Source organism: Paenibacillus agricola (genome assembly GCF_011440305.1).
Taxonomy (GTDB): Bacteria; Bacillota; Bacilli; order Paenibacillales; family NBRC-103111; genus Paenibacillus_S; species Paenibacillus_S agricola.
Map to the genome: position 1 here is coordinate 208,724 of NZ_JAAOIW010000001.1, position 20,616 is coordinate 229,339.

Below are 20,616 nucleotides of genomic sequence, written 5' to 3' on the forward strand. Positions count from 1 at the left end.
GATTTCTCCTAACCCTCATGGTTTCCATTAAGAAACAATTTCAACCGAAACGCGTTTACTTGTTTTTACTGCAGCCGAAGTCACTACGGTGCGAAGCGCTTTGGCAATACGCCCTTGCTTTCCAATTACCTTCCCAACATCGTCAGGATGAACGGAAAGCTCATACGTAATGCTGCGCTCATCCTCTACCGCATTAACTTTTACTTCATTGGGATGATCAACCAACGCCTTAGCGATAACGGTTATTAGATCCTTCATAACACCCTCCGAATCGGCAGATTACTTCTGCAGCTTGGACTCGTGAAACTTCTTCATAATACCCGCTTTGCTGAACAGACTACGAACAGTGTCAGAAGCCTGAGCACCTGTTGAAAGCCATTTCAACGCTTTCTCTTCATCAATACTTACAGTTGCCGGGTTGGTTACTGGGTTGTAAGTACCAATTTCTTCGATAAAGCGACCATCACGCGGTGAACGGGAGTCGGAAACTACTAGACGGTAAAAAGGAGCCTTGTGAGCACCAATACGTTTTAGACGAATACGTGTTGCCATTTTAAAATCACCTCCTACATAGAATAAACAAGCTTATCATTCAAACCTTGGCTTAACCAAAGGGGAATTTCATACCTTTACCCATCTTACCTTTTAACCCTTTAAGACCTTTTGGTCCTTTAGGACCCATCATACTTGAAAATTGCTTCATCATTTTGCGCATATCATCAAACTGCTTAATGAAACGGTTTACTTCCTGTACGGAATTACCGCTTCCCGCTGCTAGACGTTTGCGCCGGCTTGGCGTAAGCATATCCGGATTTTGCCGTTCTTGCTTGGTCATTGATTTCACAATAGCAGCAACTCGCCCCAATTGCTTATCATCAACCTTGATATCCTTCATACCCTTCATCTTGTTAGCACCAGGCAGCATATCAATAATCTGGTCGAGCGGTCCCATTTTCTTGACCTGCTCCATTTGATCCAGAAAGTCATCGAAGGTAAATTCCGCGGTGCGCATTTTGCGCTCCATTTCTTTAGCCTTCTCTACATCAATGCCTTCTTGTGCTTTCTCAATCAAGGTCAGCATATCGCCCATGCCTAGAATTCGTGAAGCCATCCGTTCTGGATGGAAAGGCTCTAAGGCTTCCATTTTCTCGCCCATACCGACGAATTTGATTGGGCAGCCTGTTACAGCTTTAACCGATATTGCAGCTCCGCCGCGAGTATCACTGTCAAGCTTCGTAAGTATGACACCAGATAGTGTAAGCTGCTTGTGAAAGCTTTCAGCTACATTGACCGATTCTTGGCCCGTCATTGCATCTACAACGAGCAAAATTTCATCAGGCTTTACAGCTTCTGTAATTTGCTTTAGCTCGTCCATCAACGATTCATCGATGTGCAAACGACCTGCTGTATCGACTATCAAATAATCATTGCCATGGTCTTTGGCATGCTGCAAAGCGTTCTTGGCGATCTCTACCGGGCTTACCTGGTCTCCCATTGTAAATACCGGTACTTTGATCTGCTCCCCTAACACTTGCAACTGCTTGATCGCAGCAGGACGGTATATATCACCTGCAGCCAATAAGGGGCGGTGGTTCTGCTGTAATAACATCCTAGCAAGCTTAGCTGATGCTGTAGTTTTACCAGCACCCTGCAAGCCGACCATAAGGATAACGGTTGGAGGGCGATTGGAGCGTGCCAGCTTGCTCTGAGAGCCGCCCATCAATTCCGTTAGTTCTTTATTAACGATATCGACAACGATCATTGCAGGTGTAAAGCTTTGCAGCACTTCCTGCCCTATGGCACGTTCCTTGACCTTGGCAATAAATTCTTTGACAACCTTGAAATTAACATCCGCTTCAAGGAGTGCCAGACGAACCTCGCGCAATGCTTCGCTAACATCATCTTCTGTCAGCTTGCCTTTACCTCTTAGCTTGCTAAAAACCTTTTGCAGCCGGTTCGCTAAACTTTCGAATGCCATATACTTCACCTCTTGAGCGTTACTGTGAATCCTTGAATGAAACCAACTGTTTGCTCATTCTATTTCGGACAGCTGCTCCAGCAAAGCTAAGGACTGCCTCTTAGATACGGGCTCCCATACGGCCACTAATTGTTCGAGCTGCTGAATAACTATTTGTCTTTGCTTATGTTTATCATGCAATTGAAGCTTTAATTCGTAATCTTCCAAAACCGCTTCTGCCCGCTTAATATGCTCATACACAGCTTGGCGGCTGATTTGAAACTCTGCTGCAATCTCACCGAGTGAGTAATCATCATGAAAATAAAGCTTGACAAAAATTTGTTGTTTATCCGTTAGCAACAATCCATAATAATCAAACAGAATGTTAACACGATTCGTTTTGGCGAGCATAAGATCTTCATTCAAAGTGCAGCGCCTCCGTTAAGGTAAAACCCTTTACAGTAACAACATTACTTATAATACTGAAAATAAAGAACGATGTCAAGTCTTTTTCCTTGTCACTCACTTGTCACTCTTTTATCCACTTGCCAAACAAGGCATGAACGAATTGTTCAGAGTCAAATTGCTGCAAATCATCGATTTTTTCGCCTAGCCCCACGAATTTAACCGGTAATTGAAGCTCTTGGCGGATCGCTACAACGATTCCCCCCTTGGCCGTACTGTCCAGCTTCGTTAGCACTAAACCGGTCAAGCCTGATTTCTCATCGAACATCTTCGCTTGGCTTAATGCATTTTGTCCAGTTGTTGCGTCCAATACGAGCAATACCTCATGAGGGGCCTCTGGTACCTCACGGGTAATGACACGGTATATTTTATTAAGCTCCTCCATCAAATTCACTTTATTTTGCAGGCGTCCCGCCGTGTCGCATAGCAGGATATCTACGCCACGGCTTTTGGCTGCATGAAGTGCATCAAACATGACTGCAGCCGGGTCTGATCCCGATTGCTGCTTAATGACATCAACCCCAGCACGCTTGCCCCATACTTCCAGCTGCTCAATGGCTCCGGCACGAAACGTATCTCCAGCAGCCAACATGACTTTTTTTCCTTGCGACTTAAACATATGAGCCATCTTGCCTATCGTCGTTGTTTTGCCAACCCCATTGACGCCTACAAAAAGAATCACAGTCAAACCGGAGGAGGCCATCTTTAGCGATGATTTTTCGTCGCCTTTCAGCAAAGCCACGATCATTTCTGAGAGGATCGGCTGGAGCTCGCTTGGCTGCTCAATCTTTCGTTTACGCACCTCGGCCCGAAGGTTCTCAATCAGCTTCATTACGGTACCAACACCTACATCAGCACCGATTAAGATTTCTTCAAGCTCCTCGTAAAAATCCTCGTCGATTTTTTTGCGGCGGCTGAACAAATCCTCGACCCGTTCCACAAATACATCGCGGGTTTTGGCCAAGCCTTCCTTAAACTTATTGGTGACTTCCTCGGCCTTTGAGGAAATGCTATCTTTTAATTTTTTAAAAAAGCTCATAGTGCTTACCCTCCCCCTCTTGGTCATCTAGCTTGCTATAATCGCTTCGTCTTCTTCCATACGGACGGATACAAGCTTGGATACGCCGCCTTCTTCCATCGTCACCCCGTATAATACATCTGCTTCTTCCATCGTTCCTTTGCGGTGGGTAACCACAATGAACTGCGTTTGCTCCGAGAACTCCCGTAAATATTCGGCAAACCGTGTAACATTGGCTTCATCCAAAGCTGCCTCCACCTCATCGAGGACGCAGAAAGGCACTGGCTTCACGCGAATTATCGCAAACAGCAGCGCAATCGCTGTAAGGGCACGTTCGCCCCCTGAGAGCAGCTGCAGGTTTTGCAGCTTTTTGCCTGGCGGCTGTGCCACAATTTCGATGCCTGTATTCAGCAGGTTGCTCGGCTCCGATAAAATCAAATCGGCACGCCCGCCGCCAAACAGCTTAGCAAACACAATCACAAAATGAGTCCGGATCAAATCGAAGGTGATGCGGAAGCGCTTGGACATCTCCTCATCCATTTCGTGGATAACCTGATAAAGCGTTGTTTTCGCATCCACCAAGTCATTTTTCTGCTCGCTAAGGAACTCGTAGCGTTCATTAACGCGCAAATATTCTTCAATCGCACCCAGATTGACATCGCCTAAAATCGCAATTTCCCGTTTTAATTCCCGCACTTTATTTTGAGTTCCCAGTACATCCTCAGGCACAGGATAACGCTCTTTAGCCAGCTCAATGCTTAATTCATAATCATCTGCGAGCTTTTTCAACAGATTCTCAAGCTCTACATCCAGCCGGGTCACCCTGACCTCCGTTTGGTGTAGTTGCTCATCAACCTTGCGCAGCTGGTTACGTTCTTCTCTCGTCTTATTCTCTTCATGGTCGAGCTTACCCTGCCACTCTGATCGCTCAGCACGTTTGAGGTCGAGCAACTCCGAGCAATGCTGTTTTTTAATAGATAAATTATTCAATAGCTCCATTTGCGATAGGGATTCTTGCTGGACATTAGACATGTCCAGGTCCATTTGCTGCAGGATGCTGCGGTTCAGATCAAGCTCCTTGTAAAGCTCGGCTAGCTCGGTCTTGAAATGCTTCTCCTGATCTTGCAAGGATTGTTTCTCTTGGGAAAGCGATGCGACTTTGATCTTGAGGTCGGTCAGCAGGCTCTGCAATTGTTCTTTTTCTTGCTCACCAGCTTTGCGTGCAGATGCCGCTTCCCGAATAGCCTGCTGAATGATCGCTTCTTCCTCTTGGAGCAGCTCCAAGGATAATAAGGCCGCTTCGCGCCGCGATCCCAATTCACGGCTTTCTGTGTTCAGCGAGTCGCCATCCTGGCTGTATAGCAACAGCTGGTCGGCAACCTGCTTGGACTCTTGCTCGATCGGCTGCAAGGCTGCCTGCACCTGTTGCTCTTCGATCCGCAGATTCTCACCATTCTGTCGCAGCGCCTCCAGCGCGTTGGTTTCGGAGGAAATCTCCTTGCGCATCTGCTCTCCCCTTGTACGCAGCTGCTGCATCTGCTTCTGCGAATCCAGAATTTCCTGATCCATTTCTTCAATCTGGCGTTGGCGGCTGAGCAGGCTGGTTGTTTTACGCTGTTGGCTCCCCCCTGTCATGGAGCCCCCTGGGTTCACAATGTCGCCCTCCAAGGTAACAACCCGATATCGGTACTGGATCTTGGCTGCAATGCGGTTTGCCATATCCAATTGGCTTACTATAATCACATTGCCAAGCAAGCTGCCCACAATTTGGCGATACGGCTCCTCATATTGCACCAAGTCAATACCGATGCCTACGAAGCCCTCCATGCTCTCTATAGACCGCTTATCCGAATCCGGAATAGAACGGCTTCGTATGACATCCAGGGGCAGGAAGGTGGCCCGTCCAAGCTGGCGCCTTTTCAAGAAAGCAATTGCCTCACGGGCATTGCCTTCGCTGTCTACAACCACATGCTGCAGGGCGCCGCCTAACGCGGTTTCCATCGCTGTTTCCACCTGTGCCGGTACCTTCATCAGCTCGGCTACGGCTCCACGGATCCCTTGCAGATCACGGCGATCCTTTGCTTTTAGTATCTCTTTGACGCCATGGATAAAGCCGTCATAGTCGTTCGCCATCTCGCGCATCGTATCCCGCCTGGACACCAAGGCATCCAGCTTCTGCTCCCACTTGCGTACAGAGGATTGGGCTTCTTCGGAGAGCTGCTGCTTCGATTTGAGCGTTTGGCTTGCATCCACATAACGAGTACGCAAATCCGCAATCTGCTTCTTGACGGTGGCTAAGCGCTTTTCTAGCTCCTGCTTACGCACGGAGATGCCGTCTGCTTGTTCCTTCCACTTGCGATGCTCGCCGCCAAGCCTCTCTAACCGCCTCGACAAGCCTTCGTTCTGCTGCTCGGTATAACGGACTTCATTGCGTGCATTCGCTATTTTATTCAAAGTTTCCAACAAATCGCTTTTTAAGCGGTCTTCCTCACTGTTGCTGACACCACCAGCTACCCCAACCAAACGTGCTTCCTCTGCCATCAGCTTGGCTTGGAATTGCAGCAACTCGGCTGATATCGCTGTAATCTTACCTTTAAAAAGATTGAGGTCCGCTTCCTTCTCGACCATTCGTTGCCCTTGCTGGGCCGCTGTCTGCCTAAGCTGCGCCTGGTTGCCGACATAATTTTTCTTGCGCTCCTTCAGCACCTCGCCATGACCTTCGCATTTCTCGAAGTCCTCACTGAGCTGAAGCAGCTCTTCCTGCAGCTTTTCGATATCCACTTCAAGACGGCGTGTTTCCGAGCGGTGCTTCTCCAGATGGGTATCATGCTGGCCCACAATGGCAGAAAGCGATACTTGCTCCAGCCTCAACCTGTCCAAATTGGCATTGTTATCTGTCCATGAAATATAAATCTGCTCAATCTGATACACGTACATCGCAATTTCGCTGCTTTTCAGCTGCTCACGCAGCTCCTTATAGCGCACCGCTTTCTCAGACTGCTGTCGCAGCGGCTCGATCTGGTCCTCCAGCTCTGTAACCAAATCATGGATACGCAATAAATTTTGTTCAGTCTCCTGGAGCTTTTTCTCAGTCTCGCGCTTACGTGATTTATATTTAACGATGCCGGAGGCTTCTTCAAAAATACCCCGGCGATCCTCCGATTTAGTGCTTAATATTTCTTCGATGCGACCTTGCCCAATGATCGAGTAAGCTTCCTTCCCGATTCCGGTATCCATAAACAATTCGGTTATATCCCTCAGCCGGCAAGGCTGCTTATTGATCAAATATTCGCTGTCCCCATTGCGATGGACACGGCGTGTTACCGTCACTTCGTTAAAATCCAATGATAGTGATTGGCTTGTATTATCCAAGGTTAAAGAAACCTCGCCAAAGTTCACAGCTTTACGCTTGTCACTTCCAGCGAAAATAATGTCCTCCATTTTGCCGCCCCGCAAGCTGCGTGCGCTCTGCTCGCCTAACACCCACCGGATACCATCGGAAATATTGCTTTTTCCGCTGCCATTGGGACCTACAACTGCCGTGATGCCTGGAACAAATTCCAGCTCCGTTTTATCGGCAAACGATTTAAATCCGGTTAATTCTATTCGCTTCAAAAACATCGTCTCACCTCCACCCTATTGTACCATATAAACCCTATTCATAGAACGCTCTCAGGGCTCTTCCCCTCCACAAGAAAATGCATCGAAACCAGCTGGGTAGCCGCTCGATGCATTGTTCTGGTTCCTTTGGAAGGTTACTGGATTTGTACGTTCAAAGCCTCTAACGCTCGTGCCGCTGCATGCTGCTCCGCTTCTTTCTTGGAACGGCCAGTGCCTTCACCTAGCAGCTTTTCACCTACTTGAACCCGCGCTACAAACTCTCGTTCATGCGCTGGACCGCGTTCATCCACTATCTTGTACTCTAACACACCCATATTATGCTGCTGTATATACTCCTGTAGATGGGTCTTGAAATCCACAGTCAGCAACCTGCCCTGATTCGGTAAATTGGGGAAAAGATGCTTGCGCAAAAACACATTAACGACCTCAAGACCTTGATCCAAATAGAGCGCACCCACGAACGATTCGAATACATCCGCCAGCAATGCTGGCCTTGTCCGCCCGCCCGTCAGCTCCTCACCTTTACCCAAGAGCACATAGGAGCCAAATGTTAATTGCTCGGCAAAGCTAACCAGTGAAGGCTCGCATACAATCGACGCCCTAAGCTTCGTTAGCTCCCCTTCAGAACGACCTGGATACTTCTCAAACAAATATTCAGAGACGGTTAATTCCAAAACCGCATCACCCAGAAATTCCAGCCGCTCATTGTCTTGATAATTTCCAAGTCGATGTTCATTCACATAGGAGGAGTGTGTAAATGCCTGCCTTAACAGCTCCGGTTTGCGAAATGAAATATCCAATGCGATCTGCAACTGCTTCAGGTTACGTTGCATATTCTCACCACCTACTTCAACCATCCGGTTACGGTTCTCTAAACTGAACACAAAATTTTCAAGAATTACTTATACAGACTCGGCAAACTTCTTTAAAATAATCGTAGCATTATGGCCACCAAAGCCAAACGAGTTGGACATGACAATTTGCAGGTCAGCCTTGCGTGGTACATTCGGTACATAATCCAAGTCACATAGTGGATCCTGGTTGTCCAGGTTGGCTGTTGGCGGGATGATGCCATTCTTCAGGGCAAGTCCACAAATTAACGCCTCAACGCCGCCTGCAGCACCCAATAAATGGCCAGTCATGGACTTGGTTGAACTGATAGCAACTTTGTAAGCATGATCTCCGAAAGCCTTCTTAACCGCAGTGGTTTCGGAACGGTCACCCACCGGTGTCGACGTACCGTGTGCATTAATGTAATCAATTTGCTCTGGAGTTATGCCTGCATCTTTAATCGCTTTCAGCATACATCTTGCTGCACCATCTGGATCAGGATCGGTCATATGATGGGCATCTCCACTCATTCCGTATCCGATAACCTCAGCATAAATACGTGCTCCACGCTTAGTTGCATGCTCCAACGACTCCAAAATGAGTACGCCTGAGCCTTCACCCATTACAAAGCCATCGCGACCGGTATCGAAAGGACGGCTCGCTTTTGTTGGGTCATCATTGCGCGTAGACATCGCTCGCAATGCACAGAAGCCTGCCACACCTGTAGGCGTGATGGTCGCTTCGGCACCGCCGCAAATCATCACATCAGCATCCCCGCGCTGGATCATCTTGTACGAATCACCAATTGAGTGGGTACCCGTCGCACATGCAGTTACCGCGGTGCTGTTAGGACCCTTGGCACCAGTCATAATCGAAATTTGCCCGGAAGCCATATTTGCGATCATCATCGGAATAAAGAAGGGACTAACACGTCTTGGTCCTTTTTCTAGCAATATTTTAAATTGCTCTTCCCAAGTGGACAAGCCACCGATTCCTGAGCCCACATATACGCCTACACGCTCTGGATCCGTATCTACTTTGATATCGAGTGAAGCATCCTTCAATGCAAGCAAACTTGCCACAACAGCAAATTGGACGAAACGGTCCATTCTTCGCGCCTCTTTTTTATCAAAAAAAGGCTCAAAGTTAAAATTTTTAATTTCCGCGGCAATTTGCGTTGGGTATTCGGTTACATCAAACAATTCGATCGGTCCGACCCCTGACTTAGCTTCCATCAGGTTACCCCAGAAAGTATCTAAATCCTGTCCTAATGAGGTCATGACCCCCATACCTGTTATTACGACTCTTTGATTCATTAAAATCCACCTCTATCTAAAATAACAATGTTGTTATGTAGGATAAGTTACGCTTATTAAAATTATACATGGCCAAAGTGCTTCCAGCCTTTAACGGAAATAAGTCCCGCCAATAAATAAACGGGACTTAAGCGCCAATTAAGTATGAGATTTTATGTACTCAACTACTTGACCTACCGTAGTGATCGTCTCTGCATCTTCATCAGAGATTTCCAAATCAAATTCATCTTCTAATTCCATGACTAATTCTACTACATCTAGAGAATCAGCGCCTAAATCATCTTTAAAAGATGCTTCGAGGGTAACTTCGGCCTCTTCAACACCAAGACGATCGATGACGATACGTTTTACGCGTTCCAAAACATCGGACATCCGGTTCACCTCCTCTATGGTATTATACTGGACTTATGGACAAATTGCCAGAGCAAGCGCAAGCTCCACCGAAAAAACGAAATTTCCTAGCGGTTCCGTGTGATTAACACGAAATTGCAGGCTACATATACATGCCGCCATCCACATGGATGGTTTGGCCTGTCATGTAGGAAGCATCGTCAGAAGCAAGGAAACGTACAGCCTTAGCTATGTCTTCCGGCTTGCCCAGACGGGATAACGGAATTTGCTGCAATAACCCAGCAACCATCTCTTCGGAAAGCTTGTCTGTCATATCTGTCTCAATAAATCCTGGTGCTACTGCATTAACGGTTATTCCTCGTGACGAAAGCTCCTTGGCAGAAGCTTTCGTCATTCCGATTACACCCGCTTTTGCAGCCACATAATTAATTTGCCCGGGGTTGCCAAGCACACCAACAACTGACGAAATATTAATGATCCGTCCTGAGCGTTGCTTCATCATCGGACGTGTGGCCGCTTTTATACAGTTAAACACGCCCTTCAAATTCGTCGCAATGACCTGGTCGAATTCATCTTCTTTCATTCGCATGATCAAATTGTCTCTGGTGATCCCTGCATTATTAACCAAAATGTCCAGCTGTCCAAACGTTCCCAGCACTTGCTTAAACATTTCTTCCACCTCTTGCGAGGAGCTTACATCAGCCTTGATCTTAAAAGCTTTCCTGCCCATCGCTTCGATCAAGCCCACAACTTCAGCAGCAGCAGCCTCGCTCCCTGCATAATTAACAGCGACATCCGCTCCGGCTTCTGCTAGTGACAAAGCAATCGCTCGACCAATACCGCGTGATGCGCCTGTAACGAGCGCCGATTTACCTGTTAGCATCGTCTCTGATTCCCTCCTATTGGAACTGCTCGACCGCTTCCCTGCTATTGATGGCAACAACCTTCACCGTACGGTCGATTTTTTTGATCAAACCCGTTAGCACCGTGCCTGGTCCTATCTCAACAAAGGTATCGACCCCTTGGGCGATCAGCCAAGTGATGCTGTCCTCCCAGCGGACCGAGGAGTGCACCTGGTCGATCAGCAGCTGGCGAATCGCCTCCGGCTCTGTAACAGGCAACGCGGTAACATTAGCAATAACCGGCATGTTGGCAGGCTGCATGGCAAGACCGGCTAGAACAGCTCCAAGACGCTCAGAAGCAGGCTTCATTAATGAAGAATGAAAGGGACCGCTAACCTCCAAAGGAATCACGCGCTTGGCGCCAATCTCTTTGCCGCGTTCCACCAAGGCCTGGACTCCCTCGCGGCTTCCTGAAACGACAATTTGCCCAGGGCAATTAAGGTTGGCAAGCTCTACGACACCAATTTCACTGGAAATGGTTCGGCAGAGCATGTCCAGAGCTTCACGCTCAGCGCCTAATACGGCAGCCATCGCACCCTGCCCGCTTGGCACAGCCGCTTCCATAAATTCGCCTCGTGCACGCACGGTACGAACCGCATCCTCAAAGCTAAGCACACCGGCTGCCACCAATGCTGTGTATTCACCCAAGCTATGCCCCGCAACATAATCGGGCAACAAGCCTTTGGCCTTAAACAGCTCCAAGTAAGCGATGCTTGTTGTAAGCAATGCAGGTTGTGTGTGGTAAGTGATTTTCAGCTCAGCCTCAGGTCCTTCGAAAATAATCGAGGAAAGTGAGTAGCCTAATGCTTCATCTGCACGGTTGAATATACGTTTAGCTGCTTCGTTTGTTTCAAAAATATCTTTTCCCATGCCCACTGCTTGTGCACCCTGGCCTGGAAATACAAATGCTATTTTGCCCATGTTAGATTCTCCTTAGAGTTTTGCGAAGCAAAACTTTCTTCGTAAGCATCCGCTGAGTTTTGCGAAGCCAAACTTTCGTTAAGCTACCAGACCAACACCGAAGCGCCCCATGTCAAGCCTCCGCCAAAGCCAACCATCACTAAGCGGTCGCCCTCTTGCAGCCTGCCTGCTTCTACAGCCTCAGCTAACGCAATCGGAATCGATGCCGCAGATACGTTGCCGTACTTGTCGAGGTTGATTACGCACTTATCTTCACTGAGCTCCAAACGGTTCAGTGCCGATTGAATAATCCGGATGTTCGCTTGATGCGGAATCAAGAGATCGATGTCTTTTCTCGTCATTCCTGCTTTACGCAGCGCTTCTTCAGCGGCATTTCCCATAATACGGACAGCGAATTTAAAAACCTCACTGCCAGCCATATAAATAAAATGTTGCTTGGTTTCAAGGCTTTGTGGAGATGCCGGGCATCTCGAACCTCCGCCCGCTACCTTCAATAGCTCTCCGCCGGAGCCATCCGCGCCCAATTCGAACGATTTAAACCCCCGTCCTTCCGGGACAACACCAAGCACAACGGCTCCTGAGCCATCACCGAACAAAATACATGTATTGCGATCGGTATAATCCGTAATTTTCGATAAGCATTCCGTACCAACAACTAATGCATATTTATAAGTTCCCATAGCAATAAAATTAGAAGCGTTCGCTAATCCATAAATAAAACCGGAGCAAGCTGCCGATAAATCAAAAGCTGCCGCCTTTTTGGCGCCAAGCTTGTCTTGTAGAATACAGGCTGTTGAAGGAAAAGCCATATCTGGAGTAATCGTCGCCACCACAATTAAATCTAATTGCTCAGGACCGATTCCTGCCATCTCCAATGCTTTTAACGATGCTGCATAGGCCAAATCAGAGGAAGCTTGCTCAGGGCTCACTATTCTTCTTTCGCGAATCCCCGTTCTCGATACGATCCATTCATCGTTCGTCTCAACCATCTGCTCCAGCTCTCGATTCGTTAAAACACGATCAGGCACATACTTGCCTGTTCCAATAATACCAACTGGCAGTAAGCTCATAACGTAACAACTCTCTTCCGTTACTTATTTCCATTATTTACTTAAATGATTAATTTCTTTCACGATGCTTGCAAGCAATTCGTTCTCGATCGATAACCTTGCTTGGCGAATCGCATTTTTAATGGCCAGTGCATTCGAGGACCCGTGGCTTTTCAACACTAGCCCATTTATTCCCAAAAGCGGCGCTGCCCCATATTCGGAATAATCAAGCTGACGTTTAAACTTTGTAATCCCGGGCCTTAATACAGCTGCTGCTGCTTTGGTTGCCAGGTTTCGTGTGAATTCGATTTTGAGTGCGGCAAAAATAGTCGCTGCTGCACCCTCCAGCGATTTCAGCATAATATTGCCAGCAAAGCCATCGCATACAAGCACATCACATGGGCCATATAATAAATCTCGTGATTCCACATTGCCGATAAAATGAATAGGGGCTTGCTCTAGCAGCGGATAAGCTGCTTTCGTAAGCTCATTGCCCTTCATGGGCTCGGTGCCTACGTTCAGCAGCCCTACTCTTGGCTTCACCACACCGTGTACTTTTTTCCTATATATACTTCCCATAATCGCATATTGCACCAGCTGCTCAGCAGATGCATCCATATTGGCTCCCATATCTAGGGCAACCATCCCTTTACCATCCATAGAAGGTATCGTTAAGGTCAAAGCCGGACGGTCAATGCCTTCAATCCGCCCCACAATTAATAAGCCCGTTGTCATTAGTGCTCCCGTATTGCCGGCAGAGATCATAGCATCCGCTTTCTTCTCTTGAATCATACGGCCTGCCACTACCATTGAAGCATCTTTTTTACGTCTTACAGCCTTAACCGGCTCATCGTCTGCTTCTATAACCTCACTTGCATGAATAACTTCCAAGTTGCTTGGTTGATCGCCGGCCTGGCGAATAAGCGGTTCAATTCGGGCTGCATCCCCGATTAAAATGACCGTAATATCCTTCCATTCCCGCACCGCTTCCAGTGCCCCTGCCACTACCACATCAGGGGCATGGTCTCCACCCATGGCATCAATCGCTATCCGCATCAGGCTCCCCTCCCTCCAAACGGTCTTTCGTTGAGTGATAAATAATGAAATTACCTTGAAAGACCACTTCATCACCCACGTAAGTAATCACTTCTACTTTAGCCTTACCTTTGGTGATTGAGCGTACATAAGCCTTAGCCACACATTTTTCCCCCAGCTTCACAGAACGTACAAAACGAATATCCGCAGCAGCCGTTAATGCGATCTGGTCATTAATAAGGGCGACTGCCATAGAGTTGGCTTGCGAGAAAATATGGTGCCCGCGAGCGATTTGGGTTCTGGAAAAAACATGCTCTTCCTTAATTTCAAAAATCGATATGCCGCTTTTGTCGAGCTGAAGGTCAATGACCTCACCGATGACTTCATGCAGTGGAAGTGACCGCACCTGGTCATAAGAAAGCTCCGCCATGAGCTTGATACGCTCACGCAGCTCCGGTATACCCAGCTCTAGCCTATCCAAACGAACCGTCTGGATACTGACTTGAAACAAACGCATTAATTCTTCATCCGTAATAAAAGGGTTATCCTCAATGGCTCCGCTCAGTTTGTGCTGACGCTGGCGTTTAGGAAGGCGTTCGATACCAAACACCGCCTTTATCTATAATCTGCATGCCACTTATGCAAGCATGTATGTATTCGGTGCATCCCGATGAGATCTTAAGACCAAGTAATAAGAGATAGTATAATAGATTATTTCCTAAAAGGAAAGAGTAAAAAAATAGCACTTCACCAAAGGATGAAGTACTATCTTTACTTTGCTCGCCAGAGAACTATTGCTTGATAACTTCTCTGTTTTTGTACGAACCACAAACTTTACAAACATGGTGAGACATTTTTAATTCTCCACAACTCTCGCACTTTACCATACCTGGTACTACTAATTTAAAGTGAGTACGACGCTTGTCGCGACGAGTCTTAGATGTTCTTCTTTGAGGTACTGCCATCTTCCCCACCTCCTTCACAAAAATCAAACTGGTCGTGCATCTTGCCTTATTCTTGCTTAAAAAAATCCGCTAAGCCTGCCAATCTTGGATCCATCTTCGTACGATTGCAATCACAGGATTGTAGATTGCGGTCGACACCGCAAACTGAGCATAAGCCAAGACAATTTTCATCGCACAACGGAATGTACGGTAATGCAAGCATTACATTTTCCATTACATAGGGCAGCAATTCTATCTTGTCGTCTGTAACGAAAAGAGTCTCCTCATCCTCGTCATCAGTCTCCGACTCATCTGCAGCACGGGCAAACGTTTCATGAAAAGGAATTACCAGCGTTTGCTTCACCGGATTCAAGCAGCGGGAGCAAGGTTGTTCCACGTCAACACTTAGCTGTCCCGTCACAATAGCAACCTCTTCTTTACCCAGCGCCTGGAGGCTAATATGTAGCGGTCCCGCGTTGAGTAGGCCATTGCTTTCCTTCAAAGCATCGGACAGATCAACAGTTTCATCAAAATGTACCGTGTTAGCTTTCTGCGCCAACTCTTTTAAACGAATGAACACAAGAATCACCCCAAACAAACAAAGATTATTATATCGATAATACCTGCATTTTGTCAACATTTTAAGATCGTGTTATAGTAAAATAATTAAAAAGGAGTCGTTTTATGAAAACAGTTGGCCTTATTGTTGAATATAATCCCTTACATAACGGACATGCCTTCCATTATCAAGAATCAAAAAAGAGCTCTGGCGCCGATTATACAATAGCTGTGATGAGCGGTCAATTCCTTCAGCGCGGAGAGCCTGCAATGGCGGATAAATGGGCGCGGGCAGAGATGGCTCTACGCATGGGCGTTGACCTTGTGATCGAGCTGCCGGTAGCGTTCTCGACGCAGCCTGCCGAGTGGTTCGCCTACGGAGCCGTCTCCGCGCTTGAGGCAACAGGCGTTGTCGATAGCCTATGCTTCGGCAGCGAAAGCGGGGACATTGGCTGGCTGCAGGACATAGCTGCGGTGATGCACGACGAGCCTGCAGCGTTCCACGCGTTGCTCCAAGAGGAGCTCAAGCTAGGTCTGCCCTACCCTGCGGCATATGGACGCGCAATAGCCCGCCAGATGCCCGGCATCGACCCGGCTGAGCTCGCGAAACCCAATAATACGCTAGGCTTGCATTATTTGATCGCACTGAAGCGGCTGGGCAGCCGTATCGAGCCATTGACGGTAACGCGGCAGAAATCTGATTATAACCAAATCGCGATCACTGATCAAGCGATTGCCAGCGCAACGGCCTTGCGCCATATCCTTTTTGAGCGTGGCTCACTCGGTGAGCTCGCTCCCTACGTGCCTGAAGGCACGATGCAGGTGCTAAAGCGTGAGACTGCTGCAGGACGCGCTCCCATTCAGTGGGAGTGCTACGCCAAGCCGCTGCTGCTCCAGCTGCTGCATCACAGCGCCGCGCAGCTGGCCGAGCTCCATGAGGTCACAGAAGGGCTAGAGCATCGCATCAAGCGGGTGCTGCCCTCGCTTTCGCAGGGCTCTGCTGGGGCTGATGCGGTACCCATCGTCCAGCAGCTGATCAGCCTGCTGAAAACCAAGCGCTACACGCGCACGAAGCTGCAGCGGATGCTGCTGCGCATTTTGCTGAACCAGAGCAAAGAGCAGCTTTCACCAGCAGTTTTAGCACAAGGCGTCCCCTATCTGCGCGTATTAGGCTTTAGCAGCGCAGGGCGCACCCTACTGAAACGGATGAAACAGACTGCTAAGGTGCCCATCCTTACAAATGTGAATGCTGGTCTAGAGCCTTCACCGCTTTTGCTTATGGATATTCAAGCCACTTCGGTATATGCATTAGGCTTTCAGCAAGCGACAGAGCGTGAATGGTTCCGCGATTATTATGAGCCGCCTGTGCAAATAACGCTGCCCTAGTAGCTTGCCTCCGACCTAGCATGCCCTAGCTGGTTTTTACCGGTTGGGGTGTTTTGGCAGGCAATGCACTCAAGTATTGAATCGCATCATCCAGCGTGCCCACAGGAACTATTTTCATCGGGGTATGAATTTCCTCGGCTCTTTTCATAGCATCTGTGTAGTTGGGGAAGCTGCCCGCAGATGTAACGACATCCTTCGGGGCAAAGAAAAAATCGGCTCCCACTTTGTCCGCAGCAATAATTTTATGCTGGATGCCACCTATGACGCCTACGACCCCTTTTTCATCAATGGTGCCCGTTCCGGCAATTTTATAACCCTTAGTAATATCTTCTGGTAGCAGCTGGTTGATGATTTCCAACGAAAACATCAACCCGGCTGAAGGCCCGCCAATATCTCCGGCTTTGATGGTCACTTGCTTGGTCTCATCATCGGTTTTGATGCTTTGCACCGTAGCCGGAACTACACCTAGACCTGCACGGCGCTCCTCCGGTTTAACGGGTGAAGCTCCTTCATCCAAAGGCAGCAAGGCCAGTGGAATTTGCGCGACTCTTGTAATTTGTTTTCTTTTGTAGGAGATCGCTACGGTATCACCGGCTTTTTTACTTTGCAGCAGCTTTTGGAGCTCCTGGCTTTGTTCAACGGGTGTATCTTCGACTTTCACAATATAATCCCCTGCCTGCAAAACTTCATGCGCGGGGAACCCCTTATATACTTGCACAATGACCACGCCGTCATTCATGATTTTGTAAGGAATCCCCAACTTATGGTAGGCAGCCTGAAGGGCGCTAGATTGCGAAGAGAGCATATTCACCTCTTGTCGCTGCGAATACTCCTGCTCCGACTCATCCTTGCGAAGCAGCTCTGTCTTTTTCCTTATTTCATCGTAAGGACGGAAAAAGGACATCACATAGCTAAATACGGAAGCATCACTAACACGAACCGTCGTAAGCATAAACGTACCCTTGTCTTCATTGCCTGACGCCTTCGCTTGCACCATCGGATGCACAACCTCGGCAGTTCCAGCCGAAAAAATAAATAACGGCAAGGGCATAAAATAAAGCGCATAAATAATAGCTATGGCTATAAAAACTGAAGTGATGGCACGTGATGCCCGCTTCGTGTTATTCAATGGTCCCATCGTTTCTCCCCCTTGGCTCGCGTGTGCTTGCTCGATTCGTCAAGTTGTATCTGTAGGGTTGGCAAGCTTGGTCTAAACCATACGAGCTATGCGTAAACATGTACCATCCTGTATGCCGGAGTGAGGCCCATGTTTACAATGACCAAATTGACTACCCTCCTTATCGGAGGTGCGGCTCTACTGCTTGTCATTTGTATGATTGTGTATCCTGAACGGGTATTCCAGGCTTCCCTGCAAGGCTTGTCCATCTGGTGGAAGCTTGTTTTCCCGGCACTACTCCCTTTCCTCATAATAACGGAAATCATGCGTGGAATGGGCATTCTACACGGGTTAGGCAAGCTGCTTGAGCCGTTACTGCACGCTGTATTTCGCCTTCCTGGCGCAGGCGGATGGCCATTGGCACTAGGCTTTACCTCCGGTGCTCCATCAGGAGCTATTGTTATAGCCGAGCTGCGCCGGGACAAGCTCGTTACCCGAGAGGAGGCCGAAAGGCTGCTATCCTTGACCCATGTAACAAGCCCTATGGTGCTGATTACGGTTATTGGTGTAGGCTTCCTCCAAAATGCCGCTATCGGGCTCGCGCTCGCTTTGCTCCATTATGGAGCAGCGCTTATTATGGGCCTGTTGCAGCGAGGCATCCGCAGACGGCTGTCTGCTGCTGAGGAGAAGGAAGCCGAGGAAAACCTCGAGGCTAATCGCCTTGCAGCATCAACGGGGCAACCCGCTCAAGCCGGATGGATCGCTAGCAGTCTAGCTGCCATACATGCAGCGAGAGCAGCTGACGGGCGCACATTTGGCAAGCTTCTGGGTGAATCTGTCACTACCTCCATCCAACAGCTTATGGCGATTGGTGGCTTGATTATGATTTTCTCAGTGCTTATTCAGGTGCTCTCGATCAGCCCTATCACTACCTATGCAGCGATATTGCTGAATATGCTCGGGCTCACTACTTTGGCTGATGCACAAGCCCTGTTATCTGTGTTATTGCCAGGTGTTTTTGAAATCCATTTGGGCGCATTCGCTTTCGTGCAGCAGCAGATATTGCCTGAAGCCTGGCATTATGCTTTACTTAGCGCCATATTCGCATGGGGAGGCTTGTCCGCGCATGCCCAAGTCAAAAGCTTTATTAGGGATACGGATATCCGTTATTTCGCTTTTCTGCGATCCCGACTGCAGCACGCTATGATTTCGTTCGTTCTAACCTACTTGCTCTGGGGCCCGCTTAAGCTTTGGTTAAACGAAGTGGCTTCACCTGTATTTTTGCCACAAGCTGCAAGAAATAGCTCCTATGAGCCTTTAGTAACGAGTTGGAATGGGATTAATTTATGGCCATTAATGAGTCCGGTGATGATGATATTTGGTGGTATCGTATTAATAATGCTGCTTGTTTCCATTTTCACTGTATTTATTTGGCAGCACCGCGGACGGGATGTGTGATTCCGCTTACTCTTTAGCGTATTTCACTTGCATGGCCCTATCCACTTCATCCGGTACCAAATCGACTACAGGACCATGAAAACGCGCAATTTCTTTGACGATACTCGAGCTTAAGTATGAATATTTAGGTGTTGAGGTCATAAAAAAGGTTTCAATATTTTCATCGAGCTTTTGGTTGGTTGAAGCCATTTGCAGCTCGTATTCAAAATCCGACACAGCACGTAAGCCACGTACGATCAGATGCGCGTTTTTTTGCTTCATATAATTTACAAGAAGATCTCGAAAGCTGTCGATCTCTACATTCGGCAAATCTGCAGTTACCTGCTTTAATAGCTCCACGCGTTCATCGACGGAAAATAGAGGATTTTTATTAAAATTGTTCAGCACGGCCACAACCAGTTTGTCAAAAACTTTAGCCGAACGTCGAATAATATCCAAGTGACCATTCGTGACCGGATCAAAGCTGCCGGGATATACGGCAATTTTCACTCCAAAATGTTCGTTATTCATAACCTGTTGACTCTCCTTTTATGTGGCGGCTAACTCAATCGGTTCCTTGCCAATCTTGTAAATTGTGATTGCGGTATCGCCGTATTCAGAACGCCGTACCCATTGCAACCGACCGATTTGGTCTTGGTCGACGTCCTCAGCAGCGTGCTCTACAACAATCGTTGCCTCAGGATTAAGCAGTCCCAACTGGTCCAATTGCTCAATTAGCCCTTGCGCCAGCTTGATCTTATAGGGCGGATCCAGAAACACCAGATCAAACTTCGCCTCCCGTTTCACCAATGCCTTCAAAGCCCGCCGTGCATCTGTACAGTAAATACCCGCTTGCTCCGTGAAGCCTGTAATCTGCAAATTACGCTTGATGGTGTCGATGCTTTTTCTGTCAATATCCGTGAGCACCGCATTGTCCATCCCTCTGCTCAATGCTTCGATGCTTAAAGCACCTGTTCCAGCGAATAAATCAAGCACCTGCCCGCCTTCAAAGTAAGGGCCAATCATGCTAAAAATCGCCTCCTTGACCTTATCGGTCGTTGGACGCGTGCCTGTGCCAGGTACAGCTTTTAACAGCCTGCCCTTCTTGCTTCCTGAAATCACTCTCATGTAGTTCCACCTTCTGCCTTATAGTGATCCTATCGTACCATAAACCGAATCTTTTGCACAAAACATTGTTGCATCATGTATAATTCATCCACAATATGCCTATAATTGAGATATCGGCATCCGAAATGTCGTAGACAACCGCGGAGAAGACTTACGTTCCCCATAAGCTCTTCATCCGGTTTCTCCTCTCCCATTGAATGAGGTCCCGTAAGGGGCCTCTTTCTGTTTGCCTATGTGTCCAAAGTAGCTCCGAAGAAATAATGATTTAATTGTTTGAATGTTCTGAAAATTGATTAAATAATAAAATAAATTACTTTTCAAATATAGCCAAAGGAATGGACTAAGGAGGTGTAATCATTATGACCAATGAAGAAGCCTTGTTTACCGTTGTCACTGAGGATAGCACTTATTTATTTGAAACCCAAGAGCAATTTAATGATTTCATGTCAGACAATAATTCCCTTCTAACCATCAATCGTATTGAAAAGGATGAAAGCTGATTCTAAGCCAAATGGAGGGTTCTGCACAAAGGAGGATTAATCTTCCTTGCGCAGAGCCCTCCATTTTTTTGCTCATGTGG

General features: G+C 47.7%; 22 protein-coding genes. 3 read left to right on the top strand and 19 right to left on the bottom strand.

Annotated elements, in window-relative coordinates:
• Positions 1-27: 27 nt before the first annotated feature.
• The 16 genes from G9U52_RS01030 to G9U52_RS01105 all read right to left on the bottom strand — a co-directional run bounded on the left by G9U52_RS01030 (position 28) and on the right by G9U52_RS01105 (position 14,990).
• The gene (locus G9U52_RS01030) at positions 28-258 is read right to left on the bottom strand and encodes a KH domain-containing protein (protein WP_166144870.1); all 231 of its coding nucleotides are present in this window, start codon (positions 256-258) and stop codon (positions 28-30) included.
• A 21-nt stretch (positions 259-279) separates the two neighbouring features.
• Positions 280-552, bottom strand: coding sequence for a 30S ribosomal protein S16 (gene rpsP, locus G9U52_RS01035; RefSeq protein WP_166144873.1), 273 nt, complete (start codon positions 550-552; stop codon positions 280-282).
• 52 nt (positions 553-604) lie between these two features.
• Complete coding sequence (gene ffh / locus G9U52_RS01040) at positions 605-1,978, bottom strand: signal recognition particle protein (protein WP_166144876.1); 1,374 nt, start codon at positions 1,976-1,978, stop codon at positions 605-607.
• Between the two features lie 54 nt (positions 1,979-2,032).
• Positions 2,033-2,383 (bottom strand): putative DNA-binding protein, encoded by a 351-nt coding sequence (locus tag G9U52_RS01045; protein WP_166144879.1) that lies wholly within the window; start codon positions 2,381-2,383, stop codon positions 2,033-2,035.
• A gap of 103 nt (positions 2,384-2,486) precedes the next feature.
• On the bottom strand, positions 2,487-3,461 hold the full coding sequence (gene ftsY, locus G9U52_RS01050) for a signal recognition particle-docking protein FtsY (protein WP_166144882.1): 975 nt from the start codon (positions 3,459-3,461) through the stop codon (positions 2,487-2,489).
• A 27-nt stretch (positions 3,462-3,488) separates the two neighbouring features.
• A complete protein-coding gene (gene smc / locus G9U52_RS01055) occupies positions 3,489-7,061 on the bottom strand; it encodes a chromosome segregation protein SMC (RefSeq protein WP_166144885.1) in 3,573 nt (1,190 codons plus the stop codon).
• A gap of 134 nt (positions 7,062-7,195) precedes the next feature.
• Complete coding sequence (gene rnc / locus G9U52_RS01060; RefSeq protein WP_166144888.1) at positions 7,196-7,894, bottom strand: ribonuclease III; 699 nt, start codon at positions 7,892-7,894, stop codon at positions 7,196-7,198.
• A gap of 69 nt (positions 7,895-7,963) precedes the next feature.
• Entirely contained in the window at positions 7,964-9,208 is a 1,245-nt protein-coding gene (gene fabF, locus G9U52_RS01065) for a beta-ketoacyl-ACP synthase II (protein ID WP_166144891.1), read from the bottom strand.
• 138 nt (positions 9,209-9,346) lie between these two features.
• On the bottom strand, positions 9,347-9,580 hold the full coding sequence (locus tag G9U52_RS01070; RefSeq protein WP_076232675.1) for an acyl carrier protein: 234 nt from the start codon (positions 9,578-9,580) through the stop codon (positions 9,347-9,349).
• A 121-nt stretch (positions 9,581-9,701) separates the two neighbouring features.
• Positions 9,702-10,442 carry a 3-oxoacyl-[acyl-carrier-protein] reductase gene (gene fabG, locus G9U52_RS01075; protein WP_166144894.1) on the bottom strand — a complete coding sequence of 247 codons (741 nt, stop codon included), beginning with the start codon at positions 10,440-10,442 and terminating at the stop codon, positions 9,702-9,704.
• 16 nt (positions 10,443-10,458) lie between these two features.
• Positions 10,459-11,382, bottom strand: coding sequence for an ACP S-malonyltransferase (gene fabD, locus G9U52_RS01080; protein ID WP_166144897.1), 924 nt, complete (start codon positions 11,380-11,382; stop codon positions 10,459-10,461).
• 83 nt (positions 11,383-11,465) lie between these two features.
• Complete coding sequence (locus G9U52_RS01085; RefSeq protein WP_166144900.1) at positions 11,466-12,452, bottom strand: beta-ketoacyl-ACP synthase III; 987 nt, start codon at positions 12,450-12,452, stop codon at positions 11,466-11,468.
• Positions 12,453-12,485: 33 nt separating this feature from the next.
• Positions 12,486-13,487, bottom strand: coding sequence for a phosphate acyltransferase PlsX (plsX, locus tag G9U52_RS01090; protein ID WP_166144903.1), 1,002 nt, complete (start codon positions 13,485-13,487; stop codon positions 12,486-12,488).
• Positions 13,471-14,076 carry a transcription factor FapR gene (gene fapR, locus G9U52_RS01095; RefSeq protein WP_166144906.1) on the bottom strand — a complete coding sequence of 202 codons (606 nt, stop codon included), beginning with the start codon at positions 14,074-14,076 and terminating at the stop codon, positions 13,471-13,473. The genes plsX and fapR overlap by 17 nt, the downstream gene beginning before the upstream one ends.
• 181 nt (positions 14,077-14,257) lie before the next feature.
• Entirely contained in the window at positions 14,258-14,431 is a 174-nt protein-coding gene (rpmF, locus tag G9U52_RS01100; RefSeq protein ID WP_166144909.1) for a 50S ribosomal protein L32, read from the bottom strand.
• A gap of 46 nt (positions 14,432-14,477) precedes the next feature.
• Positions 14,478-14,990 carry a YceD family protein gene (locus G9U52_RS01105; protein ID WP_166144912.1) on the bottom strand — a complete coding sequence of 171 codons (513 nt, stop codon included), beginning with the start codon at positions 14,988-14,990 and terminating at the stop codon, positions 14,478-14,480.
• 104 nt (positions 14,991-15,094) lie between these two features.
• Between G9U52_RS01105 and G9U52_RS01110 the strand changes: the two genes are divergently transcribed.
• Entirely contained in the window at positions 15,095-16,354 is a 1,260-nt protein-coding gene (locus G9U52_RS01110) for a nucleotidyltransferase (RefSeq protein WP_166144915.1), read from the top strand.
• A 25-nt stretch (positions 16,355-16,379) separates the two neighbouring features.
• Here the strand turns inward: G9U52_RS01110 and G9U52_RS01115 are convergent, their stop codons facing one another.
• Complete coding sequence (locus tag G9U52_RS01115) at positions 16,380-17,492, bottom strand: YlbL family protein (protein ID WP_166144917.1); 1,113 nt, start codon at positions 17,490-17,492, stop codon at positions 16,380-16,382.
• A 129-nt stretch (positions 17,493-17,621) separates the two neighbouring features.
• Between G9U52_RS01115 and G9U52_RS01120 the strand changes: the two genes are divergently transcribed.
• Positions 17,622-18,929 (top strand): nucleoside recognition domain-containing protein, encoded by a 1,308-nt coding sequence (locus G9U52_RS01120; RefSeq protein WP_166144920.1) that lies wholly within the window; start codon positions 17,622-17,624, stop codon positions 18,927-18,929.
• A 6-nt stretch (positions 18,930-18,935) separates the two neighbouring features.
• Here the strand turns inward: G9U52_RS01120 and coaD are convergent, their stop codons facing one another.
• Positions 18,936-19,439, bottom strand: coding sequence for a pantetheine-phosphate adenylyltransferase (gene coaD / locus G9U52_RS01125; protein ID WP_166144922.1), 504 nt, complete (start codon positions 19,437-19,439; stop codon positions 18,936-18,938).
• 18 nt (positions 19,440-19,457) lie between these two features.
• Positions 19,458-20,036, bottom strand: coding sequence for a 16S rRNA (guanine(966)-N(2))-methyltransferase RsmD (gene rsmD / locus G9U52_RS01130; RefSeq protein WP_166144925.1), 579 nt, complete (start codon positions 20,034-20,036; stop codon positions 19,458-19,460).
• Between the two features lie 359 nt (positions 20,037-20,395).
• On the opposite strand from rsmD, the gene G9U52_RS01135 reads away from it, so the two are divergent.
• Positions 20,396-20,536, top strand: coding sequence for a hypothetical protein (locus G9U52_RS01135; protein WP_166144928.1), 141 nt, complete (start codon positions 20,396-20,398; stop codon positions 20,534-20,536).
• Positions 20,537-20,616 lie beyond the last annotated feature (80 nt).